Source organism: Microcoleus sp. AT9b-C3, from assembly GCF_036705485.1.
Classification (GTDB): domain Bacteria; phylum Cyanobacteriota; class Cyanobacteriia; order Cyanobacteriales; family Microcoleaceae; genus Microcoleus.
Genome location: NZ_JAUBUR010000006.1, coordinates 212,866 through 227,437, shown reverse-complemented (window position 1 = coordinate 227,437; position 14,572 = coordinate 212,866). Strand labels below are relative to the sequence as shown.

The following is a 14,572-nucleotide window of genomic DNA, read 5'->3' as shown; positions in this document are numbered from 1 at the left end:
CCTAAATCAAAACATCAGTAACACAGAAAGGTGAGCAGCAATGGACAATAGTATTTACGGCTTTTCAAATGAAAAATCATCTGAAGAACTGTTATTTGCGGATGAAGTTAACTCAGATGAAGAGTTATTTTTTGCCGATGAAGTATCAGAAGATACTCCGACAGAAAGCTGGAAAATTTTGATTGTAGATGATGAGGCTCAAATTCACACAGCTACCGATATTGCCTTAAGAAAGTTTGTTTATGAAAATAAATCTTTAAAATTTATTAATGCTTATTCCGCTAAGGAAGCTAAACAGTTAATTCAAGAACATCCTGATGTGGCTATCATCCTGCTTGATGTAATCATGGAAACTGATGATGCTGGCTTAGAGTTTGTGAAATATGTCCGCGAAGTGTTAAGGAATCAGTTAGTGCGAATTATTTTACGCACCGGTCAACCCGGACAAGTTCCCGAAAAAAGCGTTATTATCAATTACGATATTAATGACTATAAAACTAAAACTGAACTAACGACATCAAAGCTATACACTACTGTACTAACAGCTTTGAGGAGTTTTTGTCTAGGTCAAAAATTGCAGTCTGAGATAGAGCGGCGCGAACAAATAGAACAAGCACTCCGTATCAGTGAAGAAAAAGAACACCAAAAAGCTCTTGCCTTAGAGCATTTTGTCCAAGAACTGCAAGAGACACAACTCCAGCTAATTCAAAGTGAAAAAATGTCTAGTCTCGGTCAATTAGTCGCAGGTGTCGCTCATGAAATTAACAATCCGGTTAACTTTATTTACGGCAATATCTCCTATGCGAAAGATTATATTAAAGAACTCATCTATCTGTTGAATCTTTACCAACTGCATTACCCACAACCCGAAGCAGAAATTCTCAATGCAATAGAAGATGGAGAGTTGTCATTTATCATGGACGATTTGCCAAAGTTGCTTTCTTCCATGCAGTTAGGTATCGACCGCATTCGTATAATTGTGGAGTCTCTACGCAATTTTTCGCGCTTAGATGAAACTGACATCAAATCAGTAGATATTCACGAAGGTATTAATAGCACCTTGATGATATTGCAGCATCGCCTCAAGGCTAAGTCAGAGCGTCCTGCTATTAATGTGATTAGAGAGTATGGTGAATTGCCACTTGTAACCTGTTATGCAGGTCAGCTCAACCAGGTGTTTATGAACCTTTTAGCGAATGCTATAGATGCTTTAGAAGAGCGGGAAAGTAGAGAAGAGGGTGCAGTTTTTCACCCCAAAATTTTGATTCGTACTGAAGTTCTACCGGGTAGTTCGCAGGAGAATATTAGCACTGGTTCAGGCATTCGGGTAACAATTGCCGATAATGGCGCTGGCATGACTGAGAAAGTTCGTGCTAAACTTTTCACTCCCTTTTTTACTACTAAACCAATAGGAAAAGGTACAGGCATGGGATTGTCAATCAGCAAAAAAATTCTGCTAGAAAAACACTGCGGTCACTTGGAGTGTATTTCTACGCCAGAGCAGGGAACGCAGTTTATTATTGAGATGCCTACTATCTGTATAGGAACCCATCTCGCGGTAGCTATTGCCTAGAAAATTCATGGGGCGGAATTGATCGTATAGCTGTTTTCAGGTGCATAAAAACAGGGTAAGTGCTAATTGCTAATTAATCTAAATTATGACAGACTTTTGTCGCGCAGCAAGTCCACCCCTTCAAAAGTCGGGCTGCTGTGGCTAAAGCCACATTCTTCTAACTTAATTGTGTTGGTTTCCCATATATTGTTTAACAATCTCTTCCGAACCCTTACCAACTGTGCCGTAAAAATACCGCCTATTCCATGTAGATGTAGTACACTGCCTCGCGTAGATAAGCGGAAAAAATGAAACTTTATGCGATCGAGTTTCGTAAAAAAATAGTCAAAGCTGATGAACCCGGTGATACATCAATTAGGGCGCTGCTGAATTGTTGAGCGGGTAAATACAAGATTAACACATTCTGATAGCTCGTTTGACAGGAAAAACTTTTTGTTATTCTACATCAGGCAACAAGTTGCTCAGACATTCCCTTGGATTATTAGTTCACTATCTAAAGTTTGCTCATCTTCCGATGCCATATCAAAATAAAAGAAATTATTTTGTCGTAGGCGATCGCCGGCGTTGCTTAGTGATACCCTAATTCAGAAACGGCTTTTTGTATAGTAATGTAATCGAGGCGATCAACGCTTTTCGCTTTGCCGTAAATGGCGCCAGAGTTCCTGATGACATATGTGCCAAAAATACAGTGATAAATTCATAAGAGCTAATAATTTAGTGCCATCTTCTAACATCGCGTGTACTCCTAGACTTTGAGACTCAAAAATATCCTCAAACCGTGAGATAGCAAACAAAAGGAATGCTGCGACTAATGGCAGGTAAGGAGTGGTTTTGATGTATCGCCAAAACTTAATTCCGTAAAGGAAAACAGCCGTACCATAACACAAATAAATAAATTTGCTAGAGATGCCCAACCGAGAAAGAATCAAAGTCATCCGAAACCTATCATCCAGGAAAAAGACTCCGAGTAGTAAAGCACTAAAAAATAAGAATATCCCCGATCGACTCCGCGGCTCTTTTTGGCGCAACACTCCGAAAGTAAATGCACAAATTGCTACTGGGATGCACCAGAAGACTTCGGAAACTCCGGTGAGAATGCCTTCGTAAGGGAACCAGAAATTAAAAGGATCGCTAAACAGGCGTTCAACTCCATCTCCCTGGTTGTTGAGTTTTGCGTATACGCTCAGCCCGCCCAAAATCAGAACAGTGAGAATGTTAAAAGCAGCTAAAAACCGTACACGAAAAAAGTGTTTTTTGACAAGTTCTAAATAATTTGAAAACTTGGGAATTTTATCGAATAAAGGCAGATGCTTCATAAAAAATGTCTCCTAGCAGTAGAGTTCGTTACTTATTCACGGGTAGCCAAACCACAAATGTAGTGCCACGCTCCGTTGGATATAATAAATTAGTTTCTACAGAAGGCAGCCATTCTGAATTGAGTGGGGAAAATACTTCTATTTCTCCTTGCATTTGGCGGACTAAATCGCGCGCGATCGCCAAACCCAATCCTGTGCCTGGAATTTCTGTCTGCGCTTTTTCTCCCCGGTAGTGTCGCTCAAATAAATGCTCTAAATCTTGGGGAGGAATGCCGGAACCTGTGTCGCTGACTGCAACTGCTATGGCAGGCAATTGGCTGTATCCTGCCCGATCGCCATCCGCTGCTTTGTACCTTACTTTAATATAAATTTGGCGGCCGGCAGGGGTATATTTCAAAGCATTGTCAATTAAATTGCTCAAAACTTCGCGCAAAGCTCGATCGTTCGCTGAGACTGGCGGCAAATTCGCCTCCACGTCGGCGACCAATTTCAGATTCCTTTCAGATGCGATCGCCTCGGCGGAAGTTAACAGCGGTTTTAAGACTTCTGTAACAAAACATGATTCCTCCAAATTGGTCACAGGTGACAGCGACAGAGGAGAATGCCGGATTGATTCGACATTGGACATTGCTTTTTCTGAAGTGCCCGATCGCAGTTTTAGATGTGCTTCGCCGGTGTCAACGGTTCGATCGAACTGGCCGAGCAACTCTTGCAGCCGATCGCTCTCTCGGACAATACTAAAAGCCACATTGCGATTTTTGTCTTCCGGTACCAGCCGCCGCGCTAACAACTTGCCAAAAGTTCGCAGCGCTGTCAGCGGACTTTTGAACTGGTGCAGCAAATTGTGCATCGTGTCGTAAACCTGAGCCTGGATTTGCCGACTTGTACCCAATTCCTGCTGCATCCACTGCGATCGCTGGTCTAAAATGCAGGCGAGGGCTAAGGTGCGAGCAATTTGTTGTATTTGAGCCTCTTCTCGCTCGTTCCAAGGCCTGTCTTGCCGACCGCTGACTAGGAGTCCCATTACAGCTCCCTCGTGTATCAGAGGCGTCACAATTTGCCTGCGCTGCTGCCACACATTCTCCGGGCCTTGGCACTGATGGGAACTCCGCTCATTACCCGGAAGCGGTTCGGGTGCGATCGCCCCTACGGTTGATTCTTCCACAGGAAGAACAGGCGGCGCCAGCAGTCGCGGTACTGGTTTTACTGTCGAGCTTTCGGAAGATTGTAACCTCAACCCCTGATTTTCTTCCGATTCGGCTGAGGTTTCTGGGTAAACTGCGATCTGCACCAACTTTGCTTCGCTGCCTTCTACCAACTCTTGTGTCAGGTATACCGCGCTGAATTTCGCTCCCAAACTAACGGCGATGGCTACCTGCGAGCGGCAAAGTTTGACAAATTCTGAACTGGCTGGCATTAACATGAGCGCCACATTAAGATATCTAACGGAATTCTAAGTAAATTACAAATGATCGGCCACCGATTACTGATGAGAGACTTCTCGATTTTAGGTTTCTTCCCTTTGATAGAAGGCAGCTATGTTGAAGGCATGGGGCTTTCATGAACCCAAATTGCCCCGCATCGCCGTCGGCGCAGCTTCCACCGCTCCCCAAGCTTGGCTTTTGGCGGAACTTGCGGCCAACCATAGCACAACCGCTACACTTTTGTCGATCGGCAGGAATGTTAAGATTATGTCGATATATTAAAAACAGTTGAAATTTTGAGCTAGAACGGATATACTGGCCTCGGATTTGGTAGCTATCATTACAACCTGTCTGCTCATACTGTCTGCTCACAGAGGAGGTAAAGAAATTGGCCAGGAGACGCAAACGCAAGAGTCGCCGCCGACAAGAAGGACGCAGAATTTTAGAGTGTGTGCCTCAATATAGCATCGAGAGCGGCGAAGATAAACCCGTCACAGCGGCTCGCAAGTTCATCCATGCAGAAGGCATTGCTCCCCCAGCTTTGCTGTTAGTCAAGCGTAACGAGCATACCACTGACAGATACTTCTGGGCTGAAAAAGGTTTATTTGGAGCCCAATACGTAGAAGAGAACCATTTCTTGTTTCCCAGCTTAAAGGTAATGTTGGAAGCTACCACAGAAAAAATTCCTGTGGTGTCAGCCAGCCGCGCATAGCTCAAAATGTTTAGCTCAAAACATTGACAGCAATGTTTTTCTAAGTCTTTTAACAAAAGCGCGAGAGTTCTCATTGTCTGGAGAGTGCCAACTGAAATTTTTGCGAAAAGTCCTTCTTAGGAATTAGGGTATAAGGAGCCATCGCAACAGGAGTGATCGCAGCCCAAGGGCGATCGCCACAATTGGCACTTTCACGATAATGGTTTTTTTTTGACTGTTTTGTCGATCGAACCAGTCGATCGAACAAGCGGATCAAAAAAACAGCCACGGGTTTATCAACGAGAGAGCCGCTCTTGAGTCATGGGTTTGTCAGATCAAAGTCTAACTACGGCATCTAGCATATCAAAAAACGTTCCGCGTCAAACTTTTAATCGATCGGTTTCAAATCTAAAGCTTTTTGCATAGCTGCTAGTTCGTCGCGGTGAGCTCTGACAGTAACAAAGCTCTTGGTTGGGCTTCCCGACTCAGCAACTGATTCGAGTTTGAGCGAGACTTGCTCAGAGCGTCCAGCTTTTTTCCAATAAAATACCCCCGCCAGCGGCGACAGCAGTACCAAAGCTAGGAAAATTTGGCGCTGCTGGGGAACTAGCATTCCCAAAACCAGTCCCAAGCACAGAGTGCCACCTGCACTCAGCAGAGTTAGAAAAATAGCTAGAAACCAACTCGGCCGCACAAAACCCTCAAATGTAACTTTATAGTTGGGGGCATCGACGGCTGCAACTCGGTAAGCTCTATCGGCAAAATACTGTTGTAAGTCGGCTAACAATGACTCTTGGGCGCTCTCGGAAGCCAGCTTGACTTGTTCGATTCGCTCTTTGACAGAAGCCTTGATGAAGAAAAACAAGCCAACAGCCAGCAGTAGCGTTAGCACAAATGTTGAAGGAAGAACAGCAGTATCCATCGGTAGAAGTTTGTGTAAGGGAAATTATCTACTATTACTTTACATAACTTGACATACGAAAGCGATCGAGGACTTACGCAGACACTTTTTTACCAAAATTCGCAGAAAGCTTCTTCTGCAAGGCGTTTTGCTCTCCATCACCAAATTCCCATATCTCCCCATCGTTGCTAATTCTCAAGTGACAATGCGTAAGTCCTGACGTAGTGTAGCTGCTTTAATCGCTGTGCGGCGGGCGATCGAGCAAAGCGAAGGCTTCGGACAGGCAAATCGCTTTGCAAGTAGCGCCAGCATCTCCAGAGTTTAGGCATCCGATTCCAACTCGGCTAACCTGTGTGACCAGTTTCTAAGGCACGGGGCCGACGCTCTGAAGCGCCGTTTCCCTGACCAATGTAATCGTGCCAGAGACGAGCGAGGTCTTGAGCTTGGTGCCGCCACTCAGCGAGGATTTGATACATCCGGCGGGGGCGACCGCGTCCTTCTACTTTTTTCCAGTAACCGGTGATTACGCCTTCATCTTCGAGGAATTTCAGAGCGCTGTAGAGAACGGTATCAGAAAGTCGGTAGATGGGGAATTCCCTCTCTAGTTGGCCAATCAGTTCTGTACCGTAGGAATCTCCGCGCAATAACACGGAGAGAATGTAACACACCGCTAATTCCTTGTTTAGATAAACAGGAGGGGGGTCTTGAAAAAATTGATAGATATGTTCAAACTTCATCTGTCTTGTCCGCTGGAAACTCTCGTGATACCGTCAGGTTAACGGGAGAGGAAAGCGGGGCGGGGTGTGCCGCTTCCTAATGATTAAGTGGGACACCGGGGAAACAGAGGTGCAGTATTTCCCCAGTGAATGTTGATAGCCCCAAATGCCCTGCACTTCGGTAATGTTTGCCGGCGCCTTGGTTGAGGAGCACTGGCGTAACTAGCCCAATTTTGTTCCTCTTCCAATCTATCGCAGCGACTCTTGTCAAGTGTGCGATCGCCTGCAAGAGTTGGCAGTTACTTTGGGAGTTAGTGTTTTAACTGAATTTGCCGTTGATGTTGGCGTTCTAGCTTGGCTTTAAACCGAACTCAGGCCTAACATAGCCCGCAGTGTAAAAGTTAGAAAGACAAAAGTCGCTACAATTGAACTAATCAGGGCGATCGCAGTTGCCGGTCGATCGAGCAGGGGTTTGAGTCGCTCGAACAGGAAAAAGAAAATTCCCAGACATATCGTAATGAAAAAGCGCGGGTAGCGAGAGACGTTATTAATAAAATCTTGCATGAGCTTGGTGGGGTAAAGTGTCACAGCACGAGCTTTGACTGGTAACACTTGTGAGCGAGTTAGACAATTTTGGCACAGCCGGAGCTAAATCTGCCAATCGGGCGATCGGGCATTTTTGCCGGCGAGGCTGACATATATAATTCTAACGAAAACTTTTCGCCGATGGCTCCCGCACTGTCTGTTTAATGCCACCCGACCTCCGGTAAGAACTTCAGAAGTATTTCTATTGAGTTCTAGTTGTGATAAATATTATAGGGCCGTTATTTCTAGATAAATGTCTGCTGCCGCACCTTCTTTCGTCTTGCCACGTCCGTTTCTGAAATGGGCAGGAGGCAAAACTAGGTTGATTGGACAATATCAACCTTATTTTCCTGAAAAGTTCACAACTTACTACGAGCCTTTTTTGGGTGGCGGAGCTGTATTTTTTTACTTAGCACAGCAGCACCCTGGTTTGCAAGCTGTTTTAACAGATATTAATCCTGAATTGATTAATGCTTATCGCTGTGTCAGGGATAGAGTTGAGGAGCTGATTCTACTTTTACAGGAGCATCAGTTAGAACACACCAAGGACAATAAAAATTATTATTACTGGGTGCGATCGCGCTCCTACAAAACAGATACAGAAAAAGCAGCACGCCTGATTTACCTAAATAAAACTTGTTACAACGGCCTCTACAGAGAAAACTCAAAAGGTGAATTTAATGTTCCCATAGGTCGATACAAAAACCCTAACATTTGTCAAGCAGATTTACTGCGCTCGGTGTCATCTTTACTCGCGCCCGCTCAAATAGAAGTCAGAAAATTCGAGGAAATTTTGGATTTTGCTACAAGCAGCGAAGACTTTGTTTATTTTGATCCGCCTTATTATCCAATCAGTGCCACCAGTAACTTCACGACTTACAGCCGGGATAATTTCAAAGAATCGGAACAGCTTAAACTGAGAGATGTTTTTGCCGAACTTGCAGAACGAGGCGTGAAAGTTATGCTATCTAATTCAAACTGCGATTTTATCGAAAAAATCTACAGCGATACTCAAGTTTACCCAAATAAATCCCTGCCAAAACTAATTGAAATATCAGCAGCTAGGGGAATAAATTCTAATAGCTTCAAACGCGGAAAAATCAAGGAATTATTAATACGTTCATTTTAAATCTTACTTAAGCCAAGTCTCTAATCAAGCATATTTTGTAGGAGCAATACGTGGTTGCCCCACAGGTGGCAAAGTTCCGTAATTCCTGTTACAGATATTTGTTAGCCCAGGTAATGAAACCTTCGAGCTTGTGAACTGCCAACAGATTTTGATTGTCAGGAATTTGTTTTTTAAACCAGTCGATCGAACCTTGCCTCATACCGTCACCACCCACTATAACAATAGTTGGCACCCGATAACAATTTTTAATATTTAAATTGAGGTAAGGATACTTCTCGTCTACTGAACCTTTGTCTTCTTGCCACTTGCACTCAACAATTAGACCCAGAGGAAACAAACCGGAACCAACAATATAAAAATCGACATTTATTTCAGTTTCATAGATGCTAGAGCCGATATAAACTTGTTTAGCATATCGCTTGGGATTCTCAGTAGAGATTAAGAGCCAATCTCGCTTGCGCTTTTTCGGCAACTGGGGGCATATTTCGAGATATCCGTGGCCTCTCAACGTACCTTCTACAGTTGTTTCTAAAACAAAACCAGTTTTATTGGCTCTAAAACCCCTATTCATTTTGTTGGCTCCTGAATATAATTTGAATTAAGCCGATCGCACTTGAATCACCCCTCGGTCAAAAACCAGTTTGTCAGTACCCATAGAACTGACAAACATCCGGTCTTCATAGACATCAAACGTCGCAAAACTCAGGCGGCTAGCAGAATACTCCGTCCACTCAGAACGCCCCACCGCACGAGTGCCCCCGCCGGCACCGCAAATTAAATAAGTCGTACCGTTAATCGAGCGAGTTCGTTCGTAACTGTGCTCGTGTCCGTTGATATAAAGCTGCACGCCGTACTTTTGAAACAAAGGCGTCAAAGTCTTAATAAAAGGTTGATTCACTCCGTACAGACCAGAGGAATAAATCTGGTGGTGACCGAACACAACTTTCCAAGGTGCCGTGCTCTGACTCAACTCTTTTTCCAGCCAAACAAGCTGATTTTTCCAATCCGCATTGTGATTGGTATCTAAAGCAAAAAACTGTACGGCATCGCGGCGAAAAGTATAGTAGCGACCTTGCATATTAAAACCCGCATATTTAACTTGCGGATCGCCGTTAGCAGTGCGGATGTCGTGATTTCCCAGACAAGCATAAAATTTTACGCCTTGCTGCAATAAGGGCTGATAAGGCTTCTCGAAAACAGCATTAATTTTTTCAATTTCGCCGTTATTGTAGATATTGTCGCCGGCGAGAACAGCAACATTAAAAGGGTTTTCCCGGTGATATTGCGCCATCGCCTCAGCCACAGCATACTGACCTTCAGCGCCGGTACCGGTGTCGGCCACCGAAATAAAGCGTAAAATAGGCGGTGAGGCCGGCAAAGGAACGATCGCCCTTTGGGCCTCAACCTTAGAAGCCACAGCAGCATCGGTGTCTGTATCCCAGGCAGTCCGAAGCTGAAACATTTTCCAGACTCCGGCAAAACCAAAGCTGCTGAGACTGCCTAAAAGTAGAAAGTGACGGCGTTTGATGCTCATTTTGATTCCGTTACAACTAAGTTAAATGATAAATTAAGGTTGAGATGGCTCAACTAAAATTTATCTCGTTTAGATATATTTGCAACGCCCCAAGGCAGAGAAAATGTCAGAAGAACAACTAAACCAGTCAACTCCAGAACCCTCTCAATCTCCGACACCGCAGGTTGATTCGGCTGCAAAGTCTGCCCCCACTGGCAGCAAAACTCAAAATGCCAGCAGTGCGGTTCCCAAAAATCAGAGAATCAAAACTTTGATGGCATCGATTGGAAATTTGGGAAAAAAAGGGAAAAAATTAGCAGCAGAACCGTCGTTGCAGCCCCAAAAGCCGATCGCGCCCACCGCTTCTGACTCAGCAACAGTAACTCCTCCCGCTGTTGCTGTGGAAGTTAACAGCGTGCCGCCAAAAGTTGCTGTAAAAGTTGATAAAAAGTCTGTATCCCAACGCAGGGAAGGGAGCTTTTTAGAGAACATTGGTGTACTTTGGCAAAGTATTGTACGGCTAGTGCGATCGCTACTGCCACCATCTACGAACCAGAAGCTGTCCGATCCAATTTTAAACGCCGCATTAGCAGCAATTCTGATCGTTGTAGTCGGTTTAACTTTCAACACTTTCTCAGCAAAACCGCCGGATAAAGTAGCAAAAGTGCCTGTCCCAGCAGCGCAGCAGTCGTCGCCAACGTTTGGTGATTTTATCGCATCGGGAACGCCGAAATCCCCAGAGGCGATCGTACCGTCTGAGCCAATCTCTACTAAATTCAAAAGCAAGTTGCCCGATTTAGTGGCTCCAGAAAAACCCCAACCAGTAGAAGTTATCCCACCGCCACCGCTGACGCCCGAACAGTCTCTGATTGCTGCGATTCAAAATCAAGTTACTGACATTAAGAATCGACTGGGCGGCAGTTTAGTTGAGTCTGTTCAAGCTAATTTTGCCAGCAGCATTTTGACAGTAAAAGTCGCTGAAGATTGGTACAAACTCAGCGAAGTTGAGCAAAATCAACTAGCCACGAAGATGTGGAAGGAGGCTAACTCACTCGATTTCAGCAAGTTAGAAATTGCGAATATGGAAGGCAAGTTAATAGCTAGAAGTCCAGTTGTTGGTTCGGAAATGATTATTTTAGATAGAGGAATTAATTAGAATTTTAATAGTCTGTATCTGTCAACCATAAGACCAGCCTTACAGTCCAGGACGCAGCACCTAATTATGTAGGGTGCGCAGTGCGCACCTTACATTTGTTGATTTTGTCGAGAAATCTCGAACTTTTTCCAACTCTGAAAGAATACTAGCATTAAATTAATTAACTTTGAGGAAAATTGAAAAATGACAATTTTAACTCAAGTCGAACAACTAGAAATAGAATATCCCAGCAGCGACGGAGAGCCGATGGCTGAAAGCGACATCACGCGCGATTACAGGACTTACAGCGTTGAAGCGGTGAAGCTTTACTTTCAAGAACGTTCTGATGTTTACGTGTCAGCCAATTCTTTCATATATTATGAAGAAGGGAACAACCAGGCAGTTGTGGCCCCGGATGTTTATGTGGTGTTTGGAGTTGCCAACCGCAAAAGGGATAATTATAAAGTTTGGGAAGAAGGGGGAATTACTCCAGATTTTGTGTTAGAAATTACTTCGGAAACAACTCAGACGAAAGACCAAGAAACTAAACGGGAAATTTATCGAGCTTTGGGAGTTAGGGAATATTTTCAGTACGATCCGTCGGGAGATTATTTGAATCCGATTTTACAGGGAGTACGTTTGATAAACAATCAGTATGAGCCAATTGCAGCCAACAATATCGCTTTCGATACGCTGTGGTTGTTCAGTGAAGTGCTGGGACTGGAATTGCATCTAATTTCAGGAGAATTGAGGTTTAGAGTTCCTCAAACGGGTGAGTTTTTGAAGACTCACAAGGAAGAAAACCTGGGACGACTGGCGGCGGAGTCAACATTGCGTCAGCTCGTAACTCAACTCTTAAATTCTGGGATGAGTCTGGAACAGGTGGCGCAAATGATGAATTTATCGACCGTATAAGTGAGACGATTGGTAGGGGAAAACTTTTGATCGCACTTATAGCGTTAAGGTGCGCAGTGCGCACCCTACATAACACAATATGAACCGTCAACAGTCAACAGTCAACTCATGACTAGAAAGGCTTATTAGTAGGTTTAAAACCCTGCTTTTGAAAATAGGTTCGGAATACCTCTTGAGCAATTGGTGCCGCCGATACAGAACCAAATCCGCCGCCTTCAACTATAACTGCGATCGCAACTTCCGGTTTGTCCGCAGGAGCAAAACCCACATACATAGAATTGTCAGGATGACCGGGCATTTCCACCGTCCCTGTTTTGCCCGCACTTAAAGGAATAGTACCATCATTCATGCGTTTGCCAGTACCTTTTTTCACCACGTCAATCAATCCCTGGCGAACAACATTCAAAGTTGCAGGCTTAATACCTGTGGGCACTTTTTTGGTAATAGGAGTGTTGGTTTGAGAAGCCAATAAATGCGGCTGAACTCGATAACCGCCATTAGCAACAGTTGACACCATCACAGCCAATTCTAGGGGAGTACAAAGTACCAAACCTTGACCGATCGACATCGTTACTGTATCGCCAACGTACCAATCTTCTCCATACATTTTCTGTTTCTCTGCTGGGATCGGAACTTGACCGTGATTGGCGGATTCTAACCCCAAAAGCTCTAAATTAATAGTACCGCCAATACCCATTTTTTTAGCTGCTTTCGCCATTTCTTCGGGACCGGCAGCCATGCCTACTTGATAGAAAAACGTATTGCTACTGTAGGCTAAAGCATCGCGGAAACCGATAACGCCGTAACCGCCGCTGTGTTCATTAAAAGAAATTCCGCCGATCGTAATTGAAGAAGAAGTGCCCAAAGTCGAGTCAGGAGAAAACTTGCCAGACTCCATCCCGGCTACAGAAGTTACAATCTTAAAAGTGCTGCCGACTGGATAGCCTTGAACTGCCCGATTTAAAAAAGGTTTGTCTGGCCCTTGCAGTCGATCCCATTCTGTTTGAGTCACCTTGCGGGTGAAAATATTGGGATCAAAGGTCGGCCAACTAGCCATTGTTAAAAGAGCTCCGGTTTTTACGTCGATCGCCACAACGGCACCCAGGCGATCGCCCAAAGCTTTTTCCGCAGTTTTCTGCATATCTAAATCTAAAGTTAGCTGCACCGGTTTGCCGGGAATAGGGTCTTTTACACCTAAATCTTGGATTTCCTCGCCCTTAGCATTCACCTCGATTAAACGGTTTCCCCAAACGCCCTCTAAAGTTGAATTGGCTAATTTTTCAACTCCCATCTGACCGACGAGCATCCCCATCGGATATGCAGGATTAGCTTTTAATTGCTCTAAACTAGCTTCGCCGACGTATCCCAAAAGGTGAGCTGCTAATTGCTGGTGGGGATTGTCTCGGCTGGATTCTACGCGAATTTCTACTCCGCGCAAAGCACTACTTTGTTCTCCCAAAGCGACGAAAGTACCGACATCGATATCTTTACTAATTCGCACTGGTAGCGCTGATTTGTAGCCGGCTCCATCGATTTTTTTGATAATTTCGGCAGCGGGGACTTTGACGATCGGGCTCAGTGTAGCGGCGATCTCTTGCCACTCCTGGGCCGATCGCTCTTTTGGCCACACATAGACCGATCGAGATACGCGGCTGGCCGCAAAAATTTTGCCGTTGCGGTCTAAAATTTGACCGCGAGTCGCGGGGACTGAAACAGGGCGAATACGGTTATTTTCCGCCCGCTGTCGGTTGTAGGCTCCCTGTACCAGTTGCAATTCGGCTAGACGAAATATTGGTAGCGCCATCAAGGTAGTGACGATCAGCATAAAAATCATAACTTGGAGCGATCGGCTGCGTTGCCGTGAAGCATTGTCCAAGCCATTTTTGTCGAATCGGATTTTAGAGTTAAAAGAAAAATCGCCAGCCATATTAATTAATCTGCTCTTTTTATTCAACTAACAGGTTGATACGGTTCCCATCCGGATGATTTGGCAGATGATTACAGGGATTATAACTCCTAACTCTTTAGTAACAGACATAAATTCTGTCCATTGGCAGACGAATCAGCCGGATTGTTTAATTAACGTATATAACGTATATGTTAAATATCAGGTTTTTCTGACAATTCAACTGTTAAGGAGGTAGAGGCGCTGTGGAACCGATCGATTTTTTGATTGCTTGGCTGGTCACGGGCAGCAGCTTGCTGCTAATTTCTCAACTGCCGATCGGCGTAGGCATTGACAGCACACCGAAAGCAGTAATTTCCGCTGCGGTTTTGGGAATGTTGAATGTTTTAATTTTGCCAATTCTGAAAGCAGTTTTTTTCGTGCCGAACCTACTGACGCTGGGATTGCTTTCCGGCCTGTTTGCTTTTGTCATGAACGTGATTATTTTTGCCTCGGCTGCGAAGTTAGTGGAAGGATTTAGTTTGCGGATGGGCCTTTGGAGCGCGGTACTGGGGGCGATCGCCTTGGCTGTAGTTAGCAGCTTTATCAATGGCGCACTGATTTAGCAACTTCCCCTGATAAAGGGCGATTGAAATCCCCCGATATTTCCCACCCTTAGCTGGCGCGTTTCCTGTGCCTACAAGCGATTTCAATCGCCGAATTTTTCTTCTCCCTTCTTCCTTCAATCCGTTACATCCGTTACAGCCGTTAAAAAATCCGTTGCCGAAC

General features: G+C 44.7%; 17 protein-coding genes. 7 read left to right on the top strand and 10 right to left on the bottom strand.

From position 1 onward, the window contains the following. Positions 1-40: 40 nt before the first annotated feature. Complete coding sequence (locus QUB77_RS08400) at positions 41-1,573, top strand: ATP-binding protein (RefSeq protein ID WP_333171249.1); 1,533 nt, start codon at positions 41-43, stop codon at positions 1,571-1,573. A 162-nt stretch (positions 1,574-1,735) separates the two neighbouring features. Here QUB77_RS08400 and QUB77_RS31710 read toward each other — a convergent pair whose 3' ends face one another. From QUB77_RS31710 to QUB77_RS08385, 3 genes are all read right to left on the bottom strand, one after another. Continuing rightward, complete coding sequence (locus tag QUB77_RS31710; RefSeq protein ID WP_445251706.1) at positions 1,736-1,849, bottom strand: transposase; 114 nt, start codon at positions 1,847-1,849, stop codon at positions 1,736-1,738. A gap of 347 nt (positions 1,850-2,196) precedes the next feature. Then, on the bottom strand, positions 2,197-2,889 hold the full coding sequence (locus tag QUB77_RS08390; RefSeq protein WP_333171247.1) for a hypothetical protein: 693 nt from the start codon (positions 2,887-2,889) through the stop codon (positions 2,197-2,199). 28 nt (positions 2,890-2,917) lie between these two features. Then, positions 2,918-4,306 carry a GAF domain-containing sensor histidine kinase gene (locus tag QUB77_RS08385; RefSeq protein ID WP_333171245.1) on the bottom strand — a complete coding sequence of 463 codons (1,389 nt, stop codon included), beginning with the start codon at positions 4,304-4,306 and terminating at the stop codon, positions 2,918-2,920. Positions 4,307-4,427: 121 nt separating this feature from the next. Here QUB77_RS08385 and QUB77_RS08380 point away from each other — a divergent pair, with 121 nt between their 5' ends. Both QUB77_RS08380 and QUB77_RS08375 read left to right on the top strand, forming a co-directional pair. Next, complete coding sequence (locus QUB77_RS08380) at positions 4,428-4,595, top strand: hypothetical protein (protein WP_333171242.1); 168 nt, start codon at positions 4,428-4,430, stop codon at positions 4,593-4,595. A gap of 106 nt (positions 4,596-4,701) precedes the next feature. Beyond that, a complete protein-coding gene (locus tag QUB77_RS08375) occupies positions 4,702-5,025 on the top strand; it encodes a DUF3155 domain-containing protein (RefSeq protein WP_006635576.1) in 324 nt (107 codons plus the stop codon). Positions 5,026-5,095: 70 nt separating this feature from the next. Here the strand turns inward: QUB77_RS08375 and QUB77_RS08370 are convergent, their stop codons facing one another. The 4 genes from QUB77_RS08370 to QUB77_RS08355 form a co-directional block, all read right to left on the bottom strand. Continuing rightward, positions 5,096-5,293: a hypothetical protein gene (locus QUB77_RS08370; protein WP_333171239.1), complete on the bottom strand. Its 198-nt coding sequence runs from the start codon at positions 5,291-5,293 to the stop codon at positions 5,096-5,098. A gap of 99 nt (positions 5,294-5,392) precedes the next feature. Beyond that, positions 5,393-5,926 (bottom strand): cofactor assembly of complex C subunit B, encoded by a 534-nt coding sequence (locus tag QUB77_RS08365; RefSeq protein ID WP_333171237.1) that lies wholly within the window; start codon positions 5,924-5,926, stop codon positions 5,393-5,395. 323 nt (positions 5,927-6,249) lie between these two features. Further along, the gene (locus QUB77_RS08360) at positions 6,250-6,642 is read right to left on the bottom strand and encodes a PadR family transcriptional regulator (protein ID WP_333171235.1); all 393 of its coding nucleotides are present in this window, start codon (positions 6,640-6,642) and stop codon (positions 6,250-6,252) included. A 339-nt stretch (positions 6,643-6,981) separates the two neighbouring features. After that, complete coding sequence (locus QUB77_RS08355) at positions 6,982-7,185, bottom strand: DUF751 family protein (protein WP_190657763.1); 204 nt, start codon at positions 7,183-7,185, stop codon at positions 6,982-6,984. Between the two features lie 274 nt (positions 7,186-7,459). Between QUB77_RS08355 and QUB77_RS08350 the strand changes: the two genes are divergently transcribed. Continuing rightward, positions 7,460-8,335, top strand: a complete 876-nt coding sequence (locus tag QUB77_RS08350) for a DNA adenine methylase (RefSeq protein ID WP_333171232.1) — start codon at positions 7,460-7,462, stop codon at positions 8,333-8,335. An 88-nt stretch (positions 8,336-8,423) separates the two neighbouring features. Here QUB77_RS08350 and QUB77_RS08345 read toward each other — a convergent pair whose 3' ends face one another. Together QUB77_RS08345 and QUB77_RS08340 are read right to left on the bottom strand one after the other, a co-directional pair. Then, positions 8,424-8,906: a PD-(D/E)XK nuclease superfamily protein gene (locus tag QUB77_RS08345; RefSeq protein WP_333171230.1), complete on the bottom strand. Its 483-nt coding sequence runs from the start codon at positions 8,904-8,906 to the stop codon at positions 8,424-8,426. Positions 8,907-8,933: 27 nt separating this feature from the next. Next, positions 8,934-9,869: a metallophosphoesterase gene (locus tag QUB77_RS08340; protein WP_333171228.1), complete on the bottom strand. Its 936-nt coding sequence runs from the start codon at positions 9,867-9,869 to the stop codon at positions 8,934-8,936. A gap of 103 nt (positions 9,870-9,972) precedes the next feature. On the opposite strand from QUB77_RS08340, the gene QUB77_RS08335 reads away from it, so the two are divergent. Next, complete coding sequence (locus QUB77_RS08335; protein ID WP_333171225.1) at positions 9,973-11,004, top strand: hypothetical protein; 1,032 nt, start codon at positions 9,973-9,975, stop codon at positions 11,002-11,004. A 183-nt stretch (positions 11,005-11,187) separates the two neighbouring features. Then, entirely contained in the window at positions 11,188-11,898 is a 711-nt protein-coding gene (locus QUB77_RS08330; protein WP_333171223.1) for a Uma2 family endonuclease, read from the top strand. Between the two features lie 112 nt (positions 11,899-12,010). Here the strand turns inward: QUB77_RS08330 and mrdA are convergent, their stop codons facing one another. After that, positions 12,011-13,825 (bottom strand): penicillin-binding protein 2, encoded by a 1,815-nt coding sequence (gene mrdA / locus QUB77_RS08325; RefSeq protein ID WP_333171220.1) that lies wholly within the window; start codon positions 13,823-13,825, stop codon positions 12,011-12,013. A 224-nt stretch (positions 13,826-14,049) separates the two neighbouring features. On the opposite strand from mrdA, the gene QUB77_RS08320 reads away from it, so the two are divergent. Continuing rightward, positions 14,050-14,409, top strand: a complete 360-nt coding sequence (locus tag QUB77_RS08320; RefSeq protein ID WP_333171218.1) for a phage holin family protein — start codon at positions 14,050-14,052, stop codon at positions 14,407-14,409. Positions 14,410-14,572 lie beyond the last annotated feature (163 nt).

Bases quoted from the DNA above. Each gene is read 5' to 3' on its own strand.
- QUB77_RS08355 (WP_190657763.1), bottom strand. From the start codon at position 7,185: ATGCAAGATTTTATTAATAACGTCTCTCGCTACCCGCGCTTTTTCATT.
- QUB77_RS08400 (WP_333171249.1), top strand. From the start codon at position 41: ATGGACAATAGTATTTACGGCTTTTCAAATGAAAAATCATCTGAAGAA.
- QUB77_RS08350 (WP_333171232.1), top strand. From the start codon at position 7,460: ATGTCTGCTGCCGCACCTTCTTTCGTCTTGCCACGTCCGTTTCTGAAA.
- QUB77_RS08390 (WP_333171247.1), bottom strand. From the start codon at position 2,889: ATGAAGCATCTGCCTTTATTCGATAAAATTCCCAAGTTTTCAAATTAT.
- QUB77_RS08340 (WP_333171228.1), bottom strand. From the start codon at position 9,869: ATGAGCATCAAACGCCGTCACTTTCTACTTTTAGGCAGTCTCAGCAGC.
- mrdA (WP_333171220.1), bottom strand. From the start codon at position 13,825: ATGGCTGGCGATTTTTCTTTTAACTCTAAAATCCGATTCGACAAAAAT.
- QUB77_RS08360 (WP_333171235.1), bottom strand. From the start codon at position 6,642: ATGAAGTTTGAACATATCTATCAATTTTTTCAAGACCCCCCTCCTGTT.
- QUB77_RS08385 (WP_333171245.1), bottom strand. From the start codon at position 4,306: ATGCCAGCCAGTTCAGAATTTGTCAAACTTTGCCGCTCGCAGGTAGCC.
- QUB77_RS08365 (WP_333171237.1), bottom strand. From the start codon at position 5,926: ATGGATACTGCTGTTCTTCCTTCAACATTTGTGCTAACGCTACTGCTG.
- QUB77_RS08330 (WP_333171223.1), top strand. From the start codon at position 11,188: ATGACAATTTTAACTCAAGTCGAACAACTAGAAATAGAATATCCCAGC.
- QUB77_RS08335 (WP_333171225.1), top strand. From the start codon at position 9,973: ATGTCAGAAGAACAACTAAACCAGTCAACTCCAGAACCCTCTCAATCT.
- QUB77_RS08380 (WP_333171242.1), top strand. From the start codon at position 4,428: ATGTTGAAGGCATGGGGCTTTCATGAACCCAAATTGCCCCGCATCGCC.
- QUB77_RS08345 (WP_333171230.1), bottom strand. From the start codon at position 8,906: ATGAATAGGGGTTTTAGAGCCAATAAAACTGGTTTTGTTTTAGAAACA.